This is a genomic window from Mesorhizobium sp. M1066, assembly GCF_040318635.1.
In the GTDB taxonomy this organism is placed as follows: Bacteria; Pseudomonadota; Alphaproteobacteria; order Rhizobiales; family Rhizobiaceae; genus Mesorhizobium.
In genome coordinates, this window is record NZ_JAMYMR010000006.1 from 36618 (window position 1) to 56267 (window position 19650).

The 19650-nt window shown below is 63.9% G+C and carries 20 protein-coding genes; 8 read left to right on the forward strand and 12 right to left on the reverse strand.

The genetic code is table 11. The features are described 5' to 3' along the window. Positions 1-56: 56 nt before the first annotated feature. A complete protein-coding gene (locus tag NKH52_RS11170; RefSeq protein WP_023809697.1) occupies positions 57-926 on the reverse strand; it encodes a LysR family transcriptional regulator in 870 nt (289 codons plus the stop codon). Between the two features lie 98 nt (positions 927-1024). Here NKH52_RS11170 and NKH52_RS11175 point away from each other — a divergent pair, with 98 nt between their 5' ends. Continuing rightward, complete coding sequence (locus NKH52_RS11175) at positions 1025-1624, forward strand: LysE family translocator (RefSeq protein WP_352729865.1); 600 nt, start codon at positions 1025-1027, stop codon at positions 1622-1624. Positions 1625-1860: 236 nt separating this feature from the next. On the opposite strand, the gene NKH52_RS11180 is transcribed toward NKH52_RS11175, so the two are convergent. Continuing rightward, positions 1861-2655 (reverse strand): SDR family NAD(P)-dependent oxidoreductase, encoded by a 795-nt coding sequence (locus tag NKH52_RS11180; RefSeq protein WP_352729867.1) that lies wholly within the window; start codon positions 2653-2655, stop codon positions 1861-1863. A gap of 209 nt (positions 2656-2864) precedes the next feature. Between NKH52_RS11180 and NKH52_RS11185 the strand changes: the two genes are divergently transcribed. Continuing rightward, positions 2865-3320, forward strand: coding sequence for a MarR family winged helix-turn-helix transcriptional regulator (locus NKH52_RS11185; RefSeq protein WP_352556093.1), 456 nt, complete (start codon positions 2865-2867; stop codon positions 3318-3320). A gap of 24 nt (positions 3321-3344) precedes the next feature. Here the strand turns inward: NKH52_RS11185 and NKH52_RS11190 are convergent, their stop codons facing one another. Then, positions 3345-4523, reverse strand: coding sequence for an MFS transporter (locus tag NKH52_RS11190; RefSeq protein ID WP_352729869.1), 1179 nt, complete (start codon positions 4521-4523; stop codon positions 3345-3347). Positions 4524-4722: 199 nt separating this feature from the next. Between NKH52_RS11190 and NKH52_RS11195 the strand changes: the two genes are divergently transcribed. From NKH52_RS11195 to carB, 4 genes are all read left to right on the forward strand, one after another. After that, positions 4723-5079, forward strand: a complete 357-nt coding sequence (locus tag NKH52_RS11195) for an ArsR/SmtB family transcription factor (protein ID WP_352729871.1) — start codon at positions 4723-4725, stop codon at positions 5077-5079. A gap of 283 nt (positions 5080-5362) precedes the next feature. Beyond that, the gene (locus tag NKH52_RS11200; protein ID WP_352729873.1) at positions 5363-6127 is read left to right on the forward strand and encodes a metallophosphoesterase family protein; all 765 of its coding nucleotides are present in this window, start codon (positions 5363-5365) and stop codon (positions 6125-6127) included. A gap of 289 nt (positions 6128-6416) precedes the next feature. Then, positions 6417-7226, forward strand: coding sequence for an SH3 domain-containing protein (locus tag NKH52_RS11205; protein ID WP_352967011.1), 810 nt, complete (start codon positions 6417-6419; stop codon positions 7224-7226). A gap of 256 nt (positions 7227-7482) precedes the next feature. Continuing rightward, positions 7483-10980, forward strand: coding sequence for a carbamoyl-phosphate synthase large subunit (gene carB, locus NKH52_RS11210; RefSeq protein ID WP_352729876.1), 3498 nt, complete (start codon positions 7483-7485; stop codon positions 10978-10980). Positions 10981-11115: 135 nt separating this feature from the next. On the opposite strand, the gene NKH52_RS11215 is transcribed toward carB, so the two are convergent. From NKH52_RS11215 to NKH52_RS11230, 4 genes are all read right to left on the reverse strand, one after another. Further along, entirely contained in the window at positions 11116-11904 is a 789-nt protein-coding gene (locus NKH52_RS11215) for a hypothetical protein (protein WP_352729878.1), read from the reverse strand. 164 nt (positions 11905-12068) lie between these two features. Beyond that, complete coding sequence (locus tag NKH52_RS11220) at positions 12069-12461, reverse strand: RidA family protein (RefSeq protein ID WP_352635967.1); 393 nt, start codon at positions 12459-12461, stop codon at positions 12069-12071. A gap of 349 nt (positions 12462-12810) precedes the next feature. Beyond that, positions 12811-13272, reverse strand: coding sequence for a DUF6644 family protein (locus tag NKH52_RS11225; RefSeq protein ID WP_352729880.1), 462 nt, complete (start codon positions 13270-13272; stop codon positions 12811-12813). After that, positions 13273-13656, reverse strand: coding sequence for a DUF6152 family protein (locus NKH52_RS11230; RefSeq protein ID WP_352729882.1), 384 nt, complete (start codon positions 13654-13656; stop codon positions 13273-13275). Between the two features lie 215 nt (positions 13657-13871). Here NKH52_RS11230 and NKH52_RS11235 point away from each other — a divergent pair, with 215 nt between their 5' ends. Beyond that, the gene (locus NKH52_RS11235) at positions 13872-14192 is read left to right on the forward strand and encodes a DUF1476 domain-containing protein (RefSeq protein WP_352729884.1); all 321 of its coding nucleotides are present in this window, start codon (positions 13872-13874) and stop codon (positions 14190-14192) included. Between the two features lie 348 nt (positions 14193-14540). On the opposite strand, the gene NKH52_RS11240 is transcribed toward NKH52_RS11235, so the two are convergent. Together NKH52_RS11240 and NKH52_RS11245 are read right to left on the reverse strand one after the other, a co-directional pair. Continuing rightward, on the reverse strand, positions 14541-15095 hold the full coding sequence (locus tag NKH52_RS11240) for a DUF4142 domain-containing protein (protein WP_352729886.1): 555 nt from the start codon (positions 15093-15095) through the stop codon (positions 14541-14543). A gap of 209 nt (positions 15096-15304) precedes the next feature. Next, positions 15305-16048, reverse strand: a complete 744-nt coding sequence (locus NKH52_RS11245) for a DUF899 family protein (protein ID WP_352729888.1) — start codon at positions 16046-16048, stop codon at positions 15305-15307. A 145-nt stretch (positions 16049-16193) separates the two neighbouring features. Here NKH52_RS11245 and NKH52_RS11250 point away from each other — a divergent pair, with 145 nt between their 5' ends. Next, a complete protein-coding gene (locus NKH52_RS11250) occupies positions 16194-16529 on the forward strand; it encodes a hypothetical protein (RefSeq protein WP_352729889.1) in 336 nt (111 codons plus the stop codon). Between the two features lie 13 nt (positions 16530-16542). Here the strand turns inward: NKH52_RS11250 and NKH52_RS11255 are convergent, their stop codons facing one another. From NKH52_RS11255 to NKH52_RS11265, 3 genes are read right to left on the reverse strand one after another with little or no spacing between them, the layout of a single operon-like run. Then, positions 16543-17367, reverse strand: coding sequence for a carbohydrate ABC transporter permease (locus NKH52_RS11255; RefSeq protein WP_352729891.1), 825 nt, complete (start codon positions 17365-17367; stop codon positions 16543-16545). A gap of 1 nt (position 17368) precedes the next feature. After that, on the reverse strand, positions 17369-18331 hold the full coding sequence (locus NKH52_RS11260) for a carbohydrate ABC transporter permease (RefSeq protein WP_352729893.1): 963 nt from the start codon (positions 18329-18331) through the stop codon (positions 17369-17371). A 46-nt stretch (positions 18332-18377) separates the two neighbouring features. Next, on the reverse strand, positions 18378-19646 hold the full coding sequence (locus NKH52_RS11265) for an ABC transporter substrate-binding protein (RefSeq protein ID WP_352729895.1): 1269 nt from the start codon (positions 19644-19646) through the stop codon (positions 18378-18380). Positions 19647-19650: the final 4 nt, after the last annotated feature.

The window sequence follows — 19650 nt, forward strand, 5'->3', positions numbered from 1 at the left end:
ACCCTTTCCTCTCCCCCGATCGACGGGGTAGAGGAACCCAAGTTCTGAGAAGTCTCTCAAGCCGCCACCGGCCGTCGTGCCAGCCCATCGCGGATATGGCGTGCGAATTCCTGCGCCGCCGGCCCTACCCCATGCCTCGGCAGATGCAGGTTGATGGCAAAATTCGGCAGTGGCGGCAGGCCGGACTCCGGTGGCAATATGTCGAGATCCGCCGGAACCGTGGAGGCTAGCCAGGCGGTGACGGCGAGGTCGGAGCGCACCGTCGCCGTCGTCGCGTCGATGTTGCCGTTTTCGAACACGGTGCGCCACTCCAGCCCATGCTCACCGAGCGCCGCCAGCACCGCCGGGCGGAAGGCGCAGGTGTCGGCGACGATCGACACCGGCAGCGGCCGCTTGGCGCGGGCAACGCCGCCCTTGGCGCCGACCCAGACCAGCCGGTCGATGGCAAGGCACTCGCCCGCCGACGGGCCGACGCGTTCCTCGATCACCGCAAGGTCGATGGTCCCGGCCGCAAGGGCAGCAGCCAATTCCGGCGACGAGGCGCAGACCAGCGATATCTCGACCTGCGGATAGGTCTCGGCATAGGTCTTCAGCACCGGCGCCAGCAAGGTGCCGACAAGGTCGTAGGGCACGCCGAGCCGCACCTGGCCGGCCACCGGTGTCCCAGCCATCTCCGCCCAGATCTCGTCATTCAAGGCCAGCAACCGCTTGCCCCTGCCGAACAGCTGTTCACCGGCGCGCGTCAGCCGCAAGCCGCGCCGGTCGCGCTCGAAGAGGCTGGAGCCGAGCGCCTCCTCCAGCCGCTTGACCTGCTGGCTGACAGCACCTTGCGTCAGGTGCAGCGCATTGGCCGCCGCCGTCATGCTGGCCTTGTCGGCGACGGTGATGAAGGTGCGGATCAGCGCCATGTCGAGATTTCGGATCATGGCTGGCATTATCCATCCTAATGCCGACCATGGCAAATATTGCATTTACTGAAGTTCGCGCGCAGCTACGATCGCAGCCCTCTGACAGAGGACGCCGCATGCTCGAGCCCATTCTCCCGCTCATCCTTTTTGCCCTCGTCGCCACCACCACGCCCGGCATCGCCACGACCCTGTCCACGGCGTCCGGGGCGCAGTTCGGCTTTCGCCGTTCCGTGCCCCTGCTGGTCGGCAGCGCCGCCGGCCTCGCCACGGTGACGGGTGCCGCTGCCGCCGGGCTCGCCGGTCTGCTGGTTGCCGTGCCTTCGCTGCAACTGGCCATGAAGGTCATCGGCTCGCTCTATCTCCTCTGGCTGGCGATCAAGATCGGCCGCAGCGGGCCGCCCAATCTGGATGTGAGCATGGCCAGGCCGAACAGCTTTCTCGGCGGCGCCGGCATTCAATGGATGAACCCGAAGGGTTGGGCGATGGGTCTGGGCGCCGCGGCCTCGTTCGCGGCGCTGGCCAGCGGGCCGATGCAGCTCGCGCTGCTGCTCGGCGCCACTTTCGGCCTCGCGGCGGCCGCCTCGCTTTCACTGTGGTGCGTGGCCGGAATGGTGCTGGCGCGGCTGCTCAAGACCGAATGGCAATGGCGCGCGCTCAACATCGTGCTGGCGCTGGTACTGGCCGCCTCGATCATTCCGATGTGGCGGACGGTGTAGAGTAACCCAAATCCCAAAGTCAGCGCCAATACCCCCACCGGACCTTCGGTCCGACCTCCCCACAAGGGGGAGGTGGGAGCCTGCCGTTTCCACAAAGGGGGTGGCGCGCCCTCACCCTCCCCCTTGTGGGGGTCCGAAGGACGGGCGAGACCCGTGGCTCGCCCCGGCAATTCGCGAACGAAGTGAGCGGGGTGGGGATACTGGTTTGCGAAGCAAACCAGCCTTGTCGCTCAACCTCAAGCCGCGTAGCGGGCCGCCGGCTTGTCGGCGTGCAGGCTGCCGTAGAAGGCCTGCCGGGCACCGAGGAAAATGTCCAGCTTGGCCGGCTCGGCGAGCGCCGGCACGGTGACGGCTTCACCCCTGGCAAGGCCGACAAGGGCCGCATCGACCATATCGTCGGCCGTCATGATGATTTCCTTCGGAAGCTGGTCGATATCGCTGCCGGCAAGCTCCCAGAAATCGGTCCGTGTCGCGCCCGGCAGCACCACCTGCACCTTCACCTCCGAACCCTCGACCTCGCGGTGCAGAGCCTCGGTGAAGTTGACGACATAGGCCTTGGTGCCGCTGTAGATGCCGCCGAACGAGGTCTCATAGGCGAGCACCGAGGCGATGTTGACGACCGCGCCACGGTTGCGCGCCAAGAACCCCGGCAGCACGGCACGGGTCAGCCGCGTCAGGGCGATGACATTGACCTTGATCATGCGTTCGGCAGCATCCGCATCGGCGGTTGCCACCACGGACTGGCCGCCAAGGCCGGCATTGTTGACCAGCAGCGTCACGCTGTCGTCGCTGGCGATCTCCTGCTCGACGCGGCGGACGTCGTCGTCGTTGGAGAGGTCGGCGCTGATCACGCGGACCTTGCGGCTATAGGTCTGGCGCAGCTTCCCAGCCAGTTCCTCCAGCCGGTCGGCGCGCCGCGCCACCAGCACCAGGTCGTAGCCCTGCCCCGCCAGCCGGTCGGCATAGACCGCGCCGATGCCCGACGAAGCACCGGTGACGACCGCGGTGCCCTTGTTGCCCTGTCCACTCATTGTCCTGTTCCTTCTTCGACTGATCTGGTTCGTTTCGACTAACCCCGGCGCCGTGGCATCTGCCGCGCTGCCGGAAAGCCGCTTGATTTGAATTAGTGGCATATGCCACTAATGGTGAAGTAGGCATATGCCACTATCTTGTCAATGATACGGGCGAGGATTATTTGAGGGGTGCAGCCGGGCCTCATTCGCCGGCGCCAAGGACCATCATGTCAAAAGACAGCTTGCCCGGCCTCACGCTCTGCAACAACGCCGCGCTGCGCCGTGCGGCGCGCAAGCTCGGCAAGTTTTATGATGATGTGGTGGAGCCGTCAGGCCTCAAGGCGACGCAGCAGGGCCTGCTCTACCAGATCCACATCGGCGACGAGCCGGCAATGGGCGCTATCGCCGCGTCGCTGATCATGGACCTGTCGGCGCTCGGCCATACGCTGAAACCACTGATCCGCGACGGCTATGTCGAGACTTTCGCCGATCCGGAGGACCGCCGCGTCAAGCGTGTGCGGCTGACGCCGCAAGGGTTGGCCAAGCTCGAGGCGGCGATGAAGCTGTGGCAAATCGCCCAGCAGCGTTTCGAGGATGTCGTCGGCAGGGACAAGGCTGAAAAGCTGCGCGCGGCGCTGGATGACATCGCCGCGCTGGATTTTGATCTGCCGCCAGCCAGCTGAGCCGGCCGACGGCTTTCAAAGAGATTACTCGGCAGGCATCTCTACAGGCCGAGCCGCCCAGCGGCCGGCCACCACGATGCCAAGCCCGATGATCGGGAAGATCGCAGCGACCATGCCGAGATCGGCCGGCGCGCCGTAGCGCAGCACGGCGCCACCGACCACGGCGCCCAGCGCCACGCCGAGATAGAGCGCCGAGGCATTGAGCGACAGCACGATCGGGGCGGCGTCGGGCGCCAGCTTGATGATGCGGCTGGCCTGCGCCGGCGGGAAGGCCCAGCCGACGATGCCCCACGGCACCATCATCGCCATCAGCGCCGGTCCGGCAATATGCGGCGGCAGAAAGGTCGGGATGACCGACAGCAGGACCAGCATGCCGGCACTCAGCGCCAGCGACCAGCCGACGGTGCGGGTCGCGCCGAACCGGTCGGCGGCCTGGCCGCCGCCAATGTTGCCGATGACGGCGCCGACGCCGAAGGCGAGCAGCATGCCGGGCAGCGCGATCTGGCTGAGCCCGCCGCCCTCGATGGCAAGCGGCGCGACATAGGCAAAGACGGTGAAAGCGCCGATCAGCGCCAGCACTGTCGTCAACAGGATCGGCATCACGCCGGGACGCAGCGCGGCCGCCAGCCGGCGCTTCAAGGGCAGCCTGGTGCCAACGATGCCCCGCGGCAGCCGGTACCACAGGATCGCGCCCGCAAGCGCGCCAAGGCCGGCGATGGCAAAAAAGGTGCCGCGCCAGCCGGCAACTGTGGCAACGAGCGCGCCTAGTGGCGCACCCAGGGCAACGGCCACAGTGGTGCCGCCGACGACGACGGCGATGGCACGCGCCCGGTGATGGTCATCGACCAGCGCCACCGCGGTGCCTTGCGCGGTTGCGGCGAACAGGCCCGACGACAGCGCCATGACGATGCGCGCGATCAACAACAGTTCGAAGGAGGAACTCAAGGCAGCGGCGATGTTGCCGAGCACGAAAAACACCAGCGTCCACAGGATGACGCGGCGCCGGTCCCATTCGCCGGTCAGCGTCGCCAGGATCGGCGTACCGATCGCATAAGCGAGCGCGAAGGCGGTGATCAGCGTGCCGGCCAGCGGAATGGAGATGCCGGCATCGGCCGCAATGTCGGGCAGAAGGCTGGAGATGACGAAGCCTTCGGTCGAGATCGTGAACGATCCGAGCGCGAGCCAGAAAAGGCGCTTGTCCATGGCGGGATGTCCTTAGTTCAAAAGTTATTGAACAATTGGACATAATAGGGCAGCATGTCAATGAAGCCAGGGAAAAATAGCTGAACCTTCCTGACAGCCCTGTGTCAGCACAGGTCGGCGCGAGACGGAGAAAGGCCGCGTGCGGGCCAACAATGATGGATGCGTTGAAATCGGACCCGACTGTGCTTAGTTTCGAGCCATGACCTTGCCACACCCCAATACGGACCAGATCAGCCTGCCGATCGTGCTTGGCGTGCTCGGCGATCCGACCCGGCTCGCCATCGTGCGCTATCTCGCCAGCAAGCAAGGCGTGCCGCTGAACTGCAGCCAGTTCCTCGATTTCGGCTCGAAGACCAATCTGAGCTACCACCTCGCCAAACTGCGCGAGGCCGGCGTCACCCGTGCCGAGGTGGTCGGCACCAACCGCATGATCACACTGCGCCGCGCCGATCTCGACGCACGCTTCCCCGGCCTGCTCGACAGCGTCATCGCCGCCGCCGGCGACGATCCGGCACTGCCGGCGGTCGGCGGCCACGACATCGAAGTGCCGGCCTAGGCACGAAGTTACCTGCGCCCTCGCAGAACTTGGGTTCCTCGCCTCCCGTGAAACGGGGGAGAGGTGGCTCGGCGAAGCCGAGACGGAGAGGGGGACCTTGACGCCCCCCAACTGTTCAAAGAAGTTGGGTTTTTCCTCGACGCGCAAAGAGCCCCCTCTCCGACCGCTTCGCGGCCACCTCTCCCCCGCTTTGCGGGGGCGAGGAACCCAGATCCTGCAAGGTTCGCCTTGCCGACCAATCATTCCTTCCTTGCCGACCAATCATTCCCACGGAGCCTCCCCTATGCGCATCGCCGTCCTCGCCGATATCCACGGCAATGTGCTGGCGCTCGACGCCGTGCTTGACGATCTGAAGCGGCGCGGCGGCGCCGACCTGACCGTCAACCTGGGTGACAGCGTTTCCGGCCCGCTCTGGCCGCGCGAGACGTTTGCGCGGTTGGAGGCGCTGAACCTGCCGACGGTGCGCGGCAACCACGACCGCCGTGTCGCCGCCGACCCCGCTGATGACACCATGTGGCCCTCCGACGCCTATGCGCAGGAGCGGCTGACCGAGACGCAGCGCCAGATGCTTTTCGCCCAGCCGCTGACGCTGGAGATCGCACCCGGAATCATCGCTTTCCACGCCCGTCCCGACCATGACGAGAAATATCTCGCCGATACCATCGTCAATGGCCAGCTGGTGCGTGCGCCGTTGGCGGCGATCCGGCGCCGGCTGAAGGCGCTCGACCCGGCTTGCCGCATCGCGCTGTGCGGCCACAGCCACCGCGCGGAACTGATCCGCGTCCCCGATGGTCCCGTCATCTTCAACCCGGGCAGCATCGGCTGCCCCGCCTATGACGATTCGACCCCACCGGCGCACGTCTCCGAGCAGGGCTCGCCACATGCGCGCTATGGAATCGTCACCTTGGGCGGCAACGCCCAGCCCGACCGCTTCGAGGCCATCGCCGTCGACTACGACCACGAGGCGGCCGCCAGGCAGGCCGAACAGGCGGGCCGGCCGGAATGGGCTCACGCGCTCAGAACCGGGTTCATGCCCCTGCCCGGCTGAACGCTCTTGCATTCATGCCCGGTTGAACGCTCTTGCGTTCATGCCCGGCTGAGTAGGCTCACGGCCTGGCGGTCCGGGTTGAGACCGGCGAAACGGCGAATTTTCGGGCTTACATGGCGCGGCGTCGTCCCTTATAAAATCGGCCGGGCTTGCGGCGGGCTCGATCCGCCGCGGCATGATGTCAGCGCACGGCCAAACGATGAGGCGCACAGTTACGCTCCGAACAACCCTGCATGCGCTGATTGCTGCTCCGCTGTTGATGACGGCGTGGCCGGTGATTGCCCCCGCTATGGCTGAAGAGATGGCCCAGGAGGCGCCGGACCTCGTCATCTCCGTCGTCACCGGCCTGGCGCCGGACGACCTTCTCAAGGTCCGCACCACCGCATCGCCGGTCGCCACGGTCGAGGCGCGGCTGAGCAGCGGCGACATGGTCACCAATCTCGGCTGCAACGACATCAACGGCTACAAATGGTGCAAGATCGAGAGCACGGGCAAGGAGAAGCTGAGCGGCTGGGCGCCGGCGCGCTATCTCATCCCCCTCAATCCGGCCCCCTATGTCGAAGGCGAGACAAGACCGGCCGATGCGCCGGTGGTTGCCTCCACCGGCAGCGCCAATGAGACCGGGCAGGCCTCGGCGCCGGATCAATCGCAGGCCACCAATAGCGCGCCGGTCGCACCGCCCGACCTGACAGCGCGGCTTGGCGGCGCCGGTCCGGCTGCCGAAAGCACGCCGAAATCGGCCGCGGAAATCGGCCGCGCCGCGATGCAGGATGCGTACGTACTGGCGCTGGCGGCGCCTGACGTCCCGCTTGATTCCGCTCCGACGCCGGCTTCTGGCCCCGAGATTCCCTGCGCCCGCTATGTCGGCCAGCCAATGGAGCGCTGCAAGGTCAACGTGGTGCACACCGCCGACAAGGCGAACATCACTGTGACCTGGCCCGATGGCGGCACGCGCATCATCTCCTTCCGTGCCGGCCAGCCGGCCGGTTCCGACGCGGACGGCAATTTCCGCTTCACTCGGGAGGGCAGCCTCAACATGATACGCATCGGCGAGGCCGAGCGGTTTGAGATCACGGATCAGCTGGCGCTGGGGAATTAGAATTTAGGGGAGTAAGGGAGTAGGGGAATAAGGGAGTATGTTTGGAATTCCCTCGAACCCACACCCTATTCCCCTATTCCCCTATTCCCCTATTCCCCTATTCCCCTATTCCCCTACCTCGCATTTTCGGGGTTACATCAGTCAGAACTCTTCCCTATAAGGCCCTCCTAGCCTGATACCAGAATCGCGAGCACAACCGGCCGGGTCTTCCCGTCCCGGTTTTTTGTGCAAGCCGCCCGCCGAACGGACCTTTGACATGCCAAGACGCACTGACATCAAGTCGATCCTGATCATCGGGGCCGGCCCCATCGTCATCGGCCAGGCCTGCGAGTTCGACTATTCCGGCACGCAGGCGTGCAAGGCGCTGAAGGAGGAAGGCTTCCGCGTCATCCTGGTCAATTCCAACCCGGCCACCATCATGACCGATCCGGAACTGGCCGACGCCACCTATATCGAGCCGATCACGCCTGAAGTGGTCGCCAAGATCATCGCCAAGGAGCGGCCCGACGCGCTGCTGCCGACCATGGGCGGCCAGACCGCGCTCAACACCGCTCTGTCGCTGCGCCGCATGGGTGTGCTCGAGCGTTACAATGTCGAGATGATCGGCGCCGACGCCACAGCCATCGACAAGGCCGAGGACCGCGCTTTGTTTCGCGAGGCGATGAAGAAGATCGGCCTGGAAACACCGAAGTCGATGCTGGCCAACGCCACCGACGTCAAGAACACCGATCGCAAGACGCATGAGGCCGAGCGCGCCGCCGTCAAGGCCGAGGCCCCAGCCGATCTCGATGCCGCGCTCGATGCGCTCGAAACCCGCTGGAACCTCGGCGAAGGCGACCGCAAGCAGCGCTACATCAGCCATGGCATGGCGATCGCCGCGCAGGCGCTCGACCATGTCGGCCTGCCCGCCATCATCCGCCCCTCCTTCACCATGGGCGGCACCGGCGGCGGCATCGCCTATAACCGCGCCGAATTCTACGAGATCGTCCAGTCCGGCCTCGATGCCTCGCCGACCACTGAAGTGCTGATCGAGGAAAGCGTGCTCGGCTGGAAGGAGTATGAGATGGAGGTCGTCCGCGACAAGGCGGACAATTGCATCATCGTCTGCTCGATCGAGAACATCGACCCGATGGGGGTGCACACGGGCGACTCGATCACCGTCGCTCCGGCGCTGACGCTGACCGACAAGGAATACCAGATGATGCGCAACGCCTCGATCGCGGTGCTGCGCGAGATCGGCGTCGAGACCGGCGGCTCCAACGTCCAGTTCGCCGTCAACCCGGCCGATGGCCGCCTGGTGGTCATCGAGATGAACCCGCGCGTCTCGCGCTCGTCGGCTCTCGCCTCCAAGGCGACCGGTTTCCCGATCGCCAAGATCGCGGCAAAACTCGCCGTCGGCTACACGCTGGACGAGTTGGAGAACGACATCACTGGGGGCGCCACGCCGGCCTCCTTCGAGCCGTCGATCGATTACGTCGTTACAAAAATCCCGCGCTTTGCGTTCGAGAAATTCCCCGGCGCCGAGCCGGTGCTGACCACCGCCATGAAGTCGGTCGGCGAAGTCATGGCCATCGGCCGCACGTTTCAGGAATCGCTGCAGAAGGCGCTGCGTGGCCTCGAAACCGGCCTGACGGGTCTCGACGAAATCGAGATCCCCGGCCTCGGCTATGGCGCGGCCAACCATGCCGACGACCGCAACGCCATCCGCGCCGCACTCGGCACGCCGACGCCCGACCGGCTGCGCATGGTGGCGCAGGCGATCCGCATGGGCACCTCGCTGGAAGACGTGCACGCCATGTGCAAGATCGACCCGTGGTTCCTCGAACAGATCGCAGGCATCGTCGCCATGGAAGCCCGCATCCGCGAGCACGGCATTCCCGAGGATGCCGTCAACCTGCGCATGCTGAAGGCCATGGGTTTCTCCGATGCCCGCCTCGCGTCGCTGACGAAGACCGACGCCGAAGTGATTCAGAAAGCTCGCGAAAAGCTCGACGTTCGTCCGGTTTATAAGCGCATAGACACTTGCGCGGCCGAGTTCGCCTCGCCCACCGCCTACATGTACTCGACCTATGAAGTGCCGTTTGCCGGCGCGTTGGCCGACGAGGCGCAGGTCTCGTCGCGCAAGAAGGTCGTCATCCTCGGTGGCGGCCCGAACCGCATCGGCCAAGGCATCGAGTTCGACTATTGCTGCTGCCACGCCGCCTTCGCGCTGCGCGACGCCGGCTACGAAGCGATCATGATCAACTGCAACCCGGAGACCGTGTCGACCGACTACGATACCTCCGACCGGCTCTATTTCGAGCCGCTGACAGCGGAGGACGTGCTGGAGATCCTGCGCGCCGAACAGGCCTCGGGCGAACTGGTCGGCGTCATCGTGCAGTTCGGCGGCCAGACGCCGCTGAAGCTGGCGGATGCACTGGAGAAGGCCGGCATCCCGATCCTCGGCACTTCGCCCGACATGATTGATCTGGCCGAAGACCGCGACCGCTTCCAGAAGCTGCTGCACAAGCTCGGCCTCAGCCAGCCGAAGAACGGCATCGCCTATTCGGTCGAGCAGGCCCGCCTTGTCGCCGGCGAACTCGGCTTCCCGCTGGTGGTGCGCCCGTCCTATGTGCTGGGCGGCCGCGCCATGCAGATCATCCATGACGAGGGCATGCTGCAGACCTATCTGCTCGACACCGTGCCCGGCCTGGTGCCGGAGGACATCAAGCAGAAGTACCCCAACGACAAGACCGGCCAGATCAACACGCTGCTGGGCAAGAACCCGCTCCTGTTCGACACCTATTTGTCGGGCGCCATCGAGGTCGACGTCGACTGCCTCTGCGACGGCAAGTCGACCTTCGTCTCCGGCATATTGGAGCACATCGAGGAGGCCGGCATCCATTCGGGCGACAGCGCCTGCTCGCTACCGGTGCACTCGCTGCCTTCCGAACTGGTCGACGAGTTGGAGCGCCAGACGGCGGCACTCGCCCGCGCGCTCAATGTCGGCGGGCTGATGAACGTGCAGTATGCGATCAAGGACGGCACGGTCTATGTGCTGGAGGTCAACCCGCGTGCATCGCGCACCGTGCCCTTCGTCGCCAAGACCATCGGAAGACCCATTGCGAAGATCGCCGCCCGCATCATGGCCGGCGAGACGCTGGAAGACGCCTTCGCCCATTACGGCGCCATGCCCGACCCCAGAAACCCCGGCCACATCGCCGTCAAGGAAGCGGTGTTCCCGTTCGCCCGCTTCCCCGGCGTCGACATCCTGCTCGGCCCGGAAATGCGCTCGACCGGCGAGGTCATGGGCCTCGACCGCGATTTTGCCCTTGCCTTCGCCAAGAGCCAGCTCGGCGCCGGCGTCGACCTGCCCCGCTCCGGCACGCTGTTCGTCTCGGTGCGCGACGAGGACAAGAAAGGCATCCTGCCGGCCGTCAAGCGCCTCGCCGGCCTTGGCTTCAAGGTGCTGGCGACTTCCGGCACGGCCCGCTTCCTCGCCGAAAACGGCGTCGACGCCCAGAAGATCAACAAGGTGCTGGAAGGCCGCCCCCACATCGAAGACGCCATCCGCAACCGCCAGGTGCAGATCGTCTTCAACACCACGGACGGCCAGAAGGCAGTGTCGGACTCCAAGTCGCTCCGCCGCGCGACGCTGATGCAGAAGGTGCCGTATTATACGACGTTGTCGGGTGCTGCTGCGGTGGCCGAGGCGATTGCTGCGCTGAAGGCGGGGAGCCTGGAGGTCAGGCCGCTGCAGGAGTATTTCGCTTGATGATTAGCCAATCTCCCTCCTTGTGGGGGAGATGGCCGGCAGGCCAGAGGGGGGCGCTGTCCCGCCGCGGGTGCGTGCTGCGGCATCCCTTGAGCCCTAGACTCCATAATTTTGCTTTGTAAACAGAAGCGGCAGTCAACTCGAGACATCGACAACAACTGCTTTCGCAACTTTGTTCTTCGCTCTCTCCAGCTTGTTTATTGCTTTGCGCATCCTGGCTACGGCTTCTTTCGCCTTGTCGCCTTCAACCGTGTCACGCTTGATCACCTCATTTTCGATGAGCAGCGATAGGTTCTCATTGCCGACCTTTATGTCTGGAAAGAGCTTGCGGATTTCCCTGCGCACCACCGAAATTACCGCCTCGGAACGGATGATCGCGGAAACGGTAAACTTGTTGAATAGTTGAGCCTGTTGGTGAAAGGCGTCCATCGCATCAGTCGTCAGCCCTTCCTTGGCGAACAGGAAGAGACACTGCAGATGATCCTCGTTCTTGGGACTCAAGTCGGCAAAGACGATGCGGCAAACTTCTTCGTGGCTGATCTGATTTGCCACATAAATACGAACCAGCCGCCACTCCACCGCGTTGGTCAGGATCACCCAATGAATGCCTTGATGAGCCCCATAGTCGATAACTTGGCGTAGATGATTGTCGGCAAGTCCACTCCCTGCTGATTTCACTTCGACGAGCAGCCGCAGTTTTCCACCAATCTTTATCGCAAGATCGCAGTATGTAGATTTGATCTGATGTTCAGACGTGAGCTCATCATATTTGTCGTAACCAAAAACATCTGCCAGAATGTCCTTGATCAAGGTAACCGTGTCGGCTTCCGCCACGTCGGACTTTTGCTGTGCCAGGGTAATCCGCTGATATTTCTTGAGATTCGATGCAATTCGTTCGACGAATTTCTTCGGCAGTTTGTTCAATGACTCACCCTCCCTGTCCCCGAAGAGAGTTGAGAGCGAGTTTACTTGAAAGACAAGCAAAAACTTATGTTAGGCACCACCGGCCCTTCGCAGGCTCAGGGCGTTCGAAGCTCGAAAAGCCAAGCAATTGGCTTTTCGTCCGCTGCGCGGACCGCCTCTCACCCTCACGCCACCGCCACACACTCAATCTCGATATCAAACTCCATCGGCCACGAAGCCACCGGCACAAAACTCCGCGCCGGCGGGTTCGTCGAAAAATACTTCGCATAAACCCGGTTGATGGCGTTGTAGAAGCCGGAATTGACGGCGTAGATGCGCACCATCACCACATTGTCGAGCGAGGTGCCGGCCGCTTCCAGGCAATGTTTCAGCGCCTTCAACGACGCCTCGGTCTGCGTTTCGATGTCGCCGCGCACCATCTCGCCGGTCACCATGTCCACCGGCGGCGTCGCCGAGATGAACACGAAGCCGTTGGCCTTCACCGCTGTCGAACACGGCAGGCCGAGCGCCCGCACCTTCGCCGACATGACCGGCACTTCGATGATTTCTTTCTTCATGGTGGTTCTCCCTGAGTATGCAGCAGGCTGCCGCGTTAGTTCTAATGAAGAGCCCCTAACCTTCCCCCCAAGGGCAGGGCTATCGCATGTGGATTCTTGCGAAGAAGGACCCCCACCCTAACCCTCCCCACAAGGGGGAGGGAACGCTGCCGCGTGCCTTTAAATTCTTCTTTGGCGCCGAAAGACAGATGATTTGCCTCGGTCAGCGCCAACGGAAGTCTCCCTCCCCCTTGTGGGGAGGGGTTAGGGGTGGGGGTCCTCTTCGCAAAAAAACTGTAGGTGACAACCCAGGTGCTTCAGGGAGCTTATCCCTGCACTGGCGGAACGCCAGTGCAGGCGCTCGCTCTAATCAGAGAAAACCGATGAACCGTCCGGCGAAAAGCACTGAAATCCACAGCAGAATCGAGAGCACGGCCAAAGCGGTCCCACCCGCCGGCTCGTCGCGGCCTGTGGCGCGGCGAACGCGGGTGAAGACGAGGAAGTTCATGCCGGCGAGAAGGATGAGTGCCATCTTGGCAAGGAAAACCGGCATCGCCGCATAGGTGCTCGCCTTGACCGAAAACAGCAGCGAGCCGGTGACAAGCGCACCCGCGAACGCACCCAAAGCAATGCGGCGCAGCAATGCGACGAACGCCGCCTGCGGCAGCGAGCGGAAGGCGCCGCAGATCCTGAGGTCCATGAGAACGACGCTGGTCAGCAGCGCGCCGATCGACATGATGTGGAGCGCATTGACCACGGGGTAGGCGACGAAGGACGCCTTCAGCCACCGCGCCAACGCAAGGTGCTCGATGCCGGCGAAAAACTCCATCATCTAGGCGGGCGGCACACGGTCGGGATAGACATCATACGTCTTCCCGTTGACGATGATGCGCACCGCTTTCATGCGCTTTTCGCTCGCCTCGACCGAGCGGTTGCCGATCGCGGTCACCTCGTCGCCGACCTTAGCCACCTCCTCGGTGAAGCCGGCGGCGATCGTGCGGGATGGCGGCGCCATCTCCACCCGCCAGGCCTCGCCCTCGGCGTCGACATCCAGCGTGGCGTGCGGATTGCCGATATAGATGGCCGTGATCTTGCCCCTGAGTTCGAAAAACCCGTCCTGCGTCCACGACCAGCCATGATGGGCATAGGCCGCGGTGCCGGCGGCAAGGATCACGGCCGCCGTCAGCAAGACGCCGCGAATTCCGTTGAACTGCATCGCTCGTCTCCTCGGTTCATCCCGCAGGCATTCGAGAGTAGGACACATCACGGCAAGGTCAAATCACATCGGGCGAAGACCGAGCCGCCAAGCGCCCGCTCGATCGCCGGCATGACGCCTTGCTAATGACATCCATGCACGCCACTCTTGCCTCTCCTGGCCGTTCTTCCGCCGACATCGCTGAAGACCGGTCTCCCATATGAACGAGGCAAACCATGAGCAGCATGAGAGACCGTCAGGAAGGCTTCGAGAAGAAGTTCGCGATGGACGAGGAAACGAAGTTCAGGGCAATGGCGCGCCGCAACAAGCTGCTCGGCCTGTGGGCCGCCGAAAAGCTCGGCAAATCCGGTGCGGATGCCGACGCCTATGCGAAAGAAGTGGTGCACGCGGATTTCGAAGAGGCAGGCGACAACGATGTGTTCCGCAAGGTCCGCGCCGATTTCGACGCGGCAGGCATCGCCCACTCGGATGCCCAGATACGCACCGCCATGGAAGAACTGCTGGTGACCGCGGTCGAGCAGATCAGGTCGACCTGAGCAGCGCTCAGCCTTGTCGGTATAGGGCGTGCCGTCCTTGAGGCACAGGGCCACATTGTGGTGTTGGTTTGCCAAGCGGGCTGGCTTCCATGGTAGCGCTCTACGGCGCCCCCCTCTGTCCTGCCGGACATCTCCCCTTCAAGGGGGGGGGATTGGCAGCTTTGGCGCCGGCCTTCATCTTGCAACATTGAAAATTGGCGAAAACCGTGACGACGGCCAATTCCCCACCTGTGGGGGTTGGGGAGTGGTCCGCGAAGCGGATGGAAAGCCAATTGCTTGGCTTTCCAAATAACGAACGTCCGGCAGGACAGAGGGGGGCGCCGTAGAGCACAGACCTTAAACCGCCGCCTAACCCTGATGCGCGGCCGCCAGTTCCTTTACGTGTTTTTCGTGCATCTGCAGCGTCGGCAGCGTCTTCTTGGCGAATTCCTTCATCGCCGGGTCGTCGCCGGATTTCGCATAGCCGCTGAACAGCGCGACGGCTTCCTTGTGGGCGTTGGTCTGCATCTCGATGTATTTGGCCTGGAACTGTTTGCCGCTGGCGCCCTTCAGCTCATCGAGCATCTTCTGCTCCTTGGGCTGCAGGGCCGAACCGGACGGCGCAGTGGCCGAGGTTGTCTGGCCCTGGGCAAGCGCCGCCTTGAATTCCTCGCCGGCCTTGGTGTGATCGGCGATCATCTGTTTGGCGAACGCCTTGACGTCGGCGTCGGTCGCCTTCTGCTCGGCGAGCTTGCTGGACTCGATCTCGAACTCATTGGCGCTCGGCACCGTCTTGATGAAGGTCGAAGTGTCGACCTTCGTCGTCGTGGCGAGCGGCGTGGTCGTGGCGGTCGTGTTCGACTGGGCAAAGGCCGGCGCGCCGGCAAGCAATGCTGCTGCGGTCAGAATGGTAAGCGTTTTCATGGCATGTCTCCGGTTGGAATTGTCCCTCGGACAATCCAACGTCGCTTGGCCACTCCGGTTGCAGCTCATGAGGAAGAAGCCTGCGCATGTCGCCTCAATCGCCTCACCGATCCGTGCCTGACTCGAACGCTCGCCGATGCCCTCGTTCGAGCCAGCCATGGGACTCATGTTCCGAAAACTGAAACGCGGCGGCTGACCAGAGCTGCCTTTCAGTGGCAACACGCCCCGCCATATTGCAACTGCTCGTTCCAGTTCGGGCGGCCTTCAGGCGTGAAATCCATCAGGTTCCACAGCGTTTCGCAGGTGCCAAGGCCGCGTGGGTCCTGGCCCGGCTCCGTCGGTGCGAAATCCAGTTCCGAGCTCCAGAAATGGCGTATGCCGTCGCCGTCGCGGTGGAACACCGACAGCAGCGGGATCTGTGAGCCGTCGGCCGCCTCCGCATTGTAGTCGCGCTTGAAGCTGTTGGAAGCAGAAGACACCAGCCGCATGTTGCGCCAGCCCCGGTCGCGGCCGAGCGTGACCAGGTTTTCGAGCGCGGTCTTGCCCACCACCGCGAAATTGAAGCCGGCGGCCTGGAGATGCCCGACGGCGCCGTCGAACTGATCGAGCAATGCCGTGCAGGACGGACATGGCTGGTCCGGTCGGGCAAGCTTCGCCGTGCCGCCGCTGGTCGCCACATCGCGCTTCTCCTGCGGGTGGCGCGGGAACATCATGTTGTAGAGGATCAGCGTATCCTTGCCCGGCGCGAACAGCTCCGACAGTCTTGTCTTTGCGGGCTTGCCCTGGGCATCCAGTGCGTCGAATTCATAGTCCTGGCGGATCAGCCCGCCCGGCGGCAGCGCGCGCCGGGCCTCGGCGACCTCTTCCATGACGCGGCGCAGCTCGATTTCCTTGCGCAGCAGTTTTTCGCGCGCGGTGCGGTATTTCGCGGATTCGTTGGGAAAGGTGATCATGATCGGCTCCTTCAAGTCGCGGCGCCGGCGTCCCGGCGCGGTTGCTCTGCGACCCAAGGACGTTTGGCGGCGATCGGTCCCGACATTTATTGCGCATGGTGAGATGTCGTAATACCTGTTCGGGCAGCGTGATCCGGGGAACAACATGCACGACGACGAGATCGATCTGCGCTGCCCGCAAGTGGTGGCCGACAATGCCGCCAAGGGCCTCAGGCTGCGCGGAGAATTCGGCCGCGGCGGCACCGGGATCGGCGTCGCCCGAGCCACCGAGCTGAAGAACCGGGAAAAGCTCGCGCCCTCCACCATCCGCCGCATGGTCAGCTATTTCGCCCGCCACGAGATCGACAAGCGCGGCAGGAACTACGGCAATGAGCAAAACCCTTCGGCCGGTTACATTGCCTGGCTGCTGTGGGGCGGCGACGAAGGCCGCGCCTGGGCGCTGGAGCTCAAGCAGAAGATCGGCAACGCGCCGGACATCTGAGCGTTTCGCCCCTTCACCCCTTGATCCCGCCGGCGGTGAGGCCGGAGACGATCTTGCGCTGGAAGATCAGCACCAGCACCACCAGCGGCACCGTGACGATCACCGAGGCCGCCATGATGTTGCCCCAGGGGATCTCGAACTGCGAGTTGCCGGAGAGCAGCGCGATCGCCACTGGCACCGTCCGCTGTGCGTTGTTGGAGGTGAAGGTCAACGCAAACAGGAACTCGTTCCACGCGCCGATGAAGGCCAGCAGCCCGGTGGTCGCCAGCGCCGGCCACATCAGCGGCAGGAAGACCCGCGTGATGATGATCCACGGCGTCGCGCCGTCTAGGATCGCCGCCTCCTCGACCTCGACCGGCAGGTCCCGGACGAAGGTGGTGAGCACCCAGACGGTGAACGGCAAGGTGAAGATCATGTAGGAGAAGATCAGCGCGAACAGCGAATTGTAGAGGCCGAACAGGCGGACCAGTTCGAACAGCCCGGCCAGCAGCGCCACCTGCGGGAACATCGACACCGACAGGATGATGAACAGCAGGGCCGAGCGACCGCGAAAGCGGATGCGTGCCAGCGCATAGGCTGATGTGACGCCGAGCAACAGCGACAGCGCGACGACCGCGCCCGAGACGAACAGCGAATTAATGAGATTGCGCACGAAGCTGCCCTCGGTCAGCACATTCCGGTAGTTGGCAAGACTGACCGTCGTCGGCCAGAGATCGGCCCGGAACAGATCGGTTCCCGATTTCAGGCTGGTGACGATGGCGTAGTAGAACGGGAACACCGCGACGAAGACGATTCCGCCGACCAGCAGATAAAAGGCCGTGCGCTTCAGGATCCACATGTCAGCGGCCTCCGTCCAGGCTGATCCGGCCAACCCGGATGGTGACGATGGTGAGCAGAGCGAGGATCAGGAAAAGCAAGGTCGAGGCGGCGGAGCCATAGGCGAACTTGTCGAACTCGAACAGGTTTTCGCGGGCGAACACCGACATCGACTTGGTGTGCACATTGTTGGGCGTCAGCACATAGATCAGGTCGAAGATGCGCAGCGCATCGAGCGCGCGGAAGATAACCGCCACCATCAGGGCCGGGCGGATCAGCGGCAAGGTCACCCGCCAGAAGATCTGCCAGGGGTTGGCGCCGTCGAGCCTGGCGACCTCGATGATCTCCCTCGGCAGCATCTGCAGCGCGGCCAGGATGAGCAGCGTCATGAACGGTGTCGCCTTCCAGATATCGACGATGAGGACGGCCGCCATCGCCGTGTCGGCGTCGGCCGTCCAGGCGATCTTGGTGCTGATCAGGCCGAGATTGAGCAGCACGACATTGATGATGCCGAACTGGTCGTTGAGCATCCATTGCCACATCTTCGCCGAGACGATCGTCGGGATCGCCCAGGGGATCAGGATCGCTGCCCTGACGATTCCGCGGCCGGCGAATTCCGCGTTGAGAACCAGGGCAACGATGGTGCCGAGGATGGTCTCGCAGGTCACCGAAATCACCGTGAAACGCACCGTGTTCCAGACGGCACGCCACCAGACCGGATCGACGAGCAGCCCGTCATGGAGGGTCCGGCCGCTCGGCATGTGCAGCACCGAAAAATAATTGGCGAAGCCGACCCATTGGCGCGAGTCGAGGTCGGCCAGCGAGGCGTCGGTGAAGCTGAAATAGGCCGTGCGGGCAAGCGGCCAGCCAGCCGCCGCGGCGAGCACCAGAAGCATTGGCGCCAGGAAAAGCCACGCCGAGCGAACGCGCTGCGCCGTCAACTGCGATTGCGCGGCCCTGGCTATTTCCGGTTCCGTCCCTGTCATCTCGCTCCGCTCGTTGCGGTCCCGCCGGGTGGCTGTCCCAGTATCGTCACCAGCCTCGGCCCTTCAACTTGCTCAGCATCGCTTCGAGGTCGGCCAGATTGTCGGCGGCAGTGCCGTCGCCCGACAGCGTGTTGTGAACGGCGTTCCAGAACTGGCTCGACGCCTCGTTGTATTTGATCCTGGTCGCGGCCGAGGGGCGCGGCACCGCATCGAGAAAGATCTGCTTCCAGCGCGGAACGATCGGCTGTTGCCTGGCGATGTCGGCATCGTCATACAGCGCCTGGATGGTCGGCAGGTTGGACGTCTTCAGCGTGCGGTATTTCTGCATCGCGGGCGAGGCGATGAACTTGACCAGCTCGATCGCGGCATCCGGATGCTTCGAATATTTGGAGACGGCGAGGTTCCAGCCGCCCAGAGTCGCGACCGGTCGGGCGCCTTCGCCCGTGCCGGCCGGCAGCGGCGCCACGTCGAACTTGCCCTTGATCGGCGAGCCCTCGCCGTTGCCGAGCGCGTAGGCATAGGGCCAGTTGCGCATGAACACCGCATTGCCGGTCTGCCAGACACCGCGCGATTCCTCTTCCTGGTAGGCGAGCACGCCGGGCGGCGCGATGGTCCCGACCCAGCCCTTGACCATGTCGAGCACCGCCGCCGCTTGGCTGTTGTTGACGGAGATGGTGCCGTCCGGCTCAATGATCTGGCCGCCGCCATTCGACATCACCCATTCGAGCGCGTCGCAGGTCAGCCCCTCATAGGCGTTGCCCTGGAAGACGAAGCCCCAGATATCCCGATTGCCAGCCGCACGCTCCTTGTCCATGACCAGCCTGGCGGTGTCGGCCAGTTCCTTCCAGGTGGCCGGCACCTTGACGCCATATTTGTCGAGGAGATCCTTGCGGTAGTAGAGCGCAGGCGCATCGGTAAAGATCGGCAAGGCGACGAGCTTGCCGTTGACGGTCTGCGACTGGATGATCGACGGGAAATGCTCAGCCACGATATCCTTGGTCGCTGCGGTCAAATCCACGAGCTGGCTGGCGAGTTGCGGCGCCCAGATCACATCCGTCTGGTAGACGTCGATGTCGCTGTTTCCGGCGGCAAGCCAAAGCCGGTACTGGCCGAACTGGTCGGTCCCGGACGCCGGCATGACGACGATGCCGACCTTGTTGCCGCTGTCTTTCTCGTAACGGTCGAGGATCTCGCGCAGCACCTTGATGCCATCGCCGGTATCGCCCGACACGATCGACAGATCGACGGCCCATGCTGGCGTGCCAGCGAGCATGGCAGCGACGCCGACCGCAAGGAATGCGTGAGAAAACTTCATGGTG

What these genes read in the sequence shown, in the direction of transcription:
- NKH52_RS11180 (WP_352729867.1), bottom strand. Translation starts at nt 2,655, where the DNA reads ATGAGTGGACAGGGCAACAAGGGCACCGCGGTCGTCACCGGTGCTTCG.
- carB (WP_352729876.1), top strand. Translation starts at nt 7,483, where the DNA reads ATGCCAAGACGCACTGACATCAAGTCGATCCTGATCATCGGGGCCGGC.
- NKH52_RS11195 (WP_352729871.1), top strand. Translation starts at nt 4,723, where the DNA reads ATGACCTTGCCACACCCCAATACGGACCAGATCAGCCTGCCGATCGTG.
- NKH52_RS11200 (WP_352729873.1), top strand. Translation starts at nt 5,363, where the DNA reads ATGCGCATCGCCGTCCTCGCCGATATCCACGGCAATGTGCTGGCGCTC.
- NKH52_RS11205 (WP_352967011.1), top strand. Translation starts at nt 6,417, where the DNA reads ATGGCTGAAGAGATGGCCCAGGAGGCGCCGGACCTCGTCATCTCCGTC.
- NKH52_RS11225 (WP_352729880.1), bottom strand. Translation starts at nt 13,272, where the DNA reads ATGATGGAGTTTTTCGCCGGCATCGAGCACCTTGCGTTGGCGCGGTGG.
- NKH52_RS11245 (WP_352729888.1), bottom strand. Translation starts at nt 16,048, where the DNA reads ATGATCACCTTTCCCAACGAATCCGCGAAATACCGCACCGCGCGCGAA.
- NKH52_RS11235 (WP_352729884.1), top strand. Translation starts at nt 13,872, where the DNA reads ATGAGCAGCATGAGAGACCGTCAGGAAGGCTTCGAGAAGAAGTTCGCG.
- NKH52_RS11265 (WP_352729895.1), bottom strand. Translation starts at nt 19,646, where the DNA reads ATGAAGTTTTCTCACGCATTCCTTGCGGTCGGCGTCGCTGCCATGCTC.
- NKH52_RS11175 (WP_352729865.1), top strand. Translation starts at nt 1,025, where the DNA reads ATGCTCGAGCCCATTCTCCCGCTCATCCTTTTTGCCCTCGTCGCCACC.
- NKH52_RS11240 (WP_352729886.1), bottom strand. Translation starts at nt 15,095, where the DNA reads ATGAAAACGCTTACCATTCTGACCGCAGCAGCATTGCTTGCCGGCGCG.
- NKH52_RS11230 (WP_352729882.1), bottom strand. Translation starts at nt 13,656, where the DNA reads ATGCAGTTCAACGGAATTCGCGGCGTCTTGCTGACGGCGGCCGTGATC.
- NKH52_RS11250 (WP_352729889.1), top strand. Translation starts at nt 16,194, where the DNA reads ATGCACGACGACGAGATCGATCTGCGCTGCCCGCAAGTGGTGGCCGAC.
- NKH52_RS11190 (WP_352729869.1), bottom strand. Translation starts at nt 4,523, where the DNA reads ATGGACAAGCGCCTTTTCTGGCTCGCGCTCGGATCGTTCACGATCTCG.
- NKH52_RS11255 (WP_352729891.1), bottom strand. Translation starts at nt 17,367, where the DNA reads ATGTGGATCCTGAAGCGCACGGCCTTTTATCTGCTGGTCGGCGGAATC.
- NKH52_RS11260 (WP_352729893.1), bottom strand. Translation starts at nt 18,331, where the DNA reads ATGACAGGGACGGAACCGGAAATAGCCAGGGCCGCGCAATCGCAGTTG.
- NKH52_RS11220 (WP_352635967.1), bottom strand. Translation starts at nt 12,461, where the DNA reads ATGAAGAAAGAAATCATCGAAGTGCCGGTCATGTCGGCGAAGGTGCGG.
- NKH52_RS11170 (WP_023809697.1), bottom strand. Translation starts at nt 926, where the DNA reads ATGATCCGAAATCTCGACATGGCGCTGATCCGCACCTTCATCACCGTC.
- NKH52_RS11185 (WP_352556093.1), top strand. Translation starts at nt 2,865, where the DNA reads ATGTCAAAAGACAGCTTGCCCGGCCTCACGCTCTGCAACAACGCCGCG.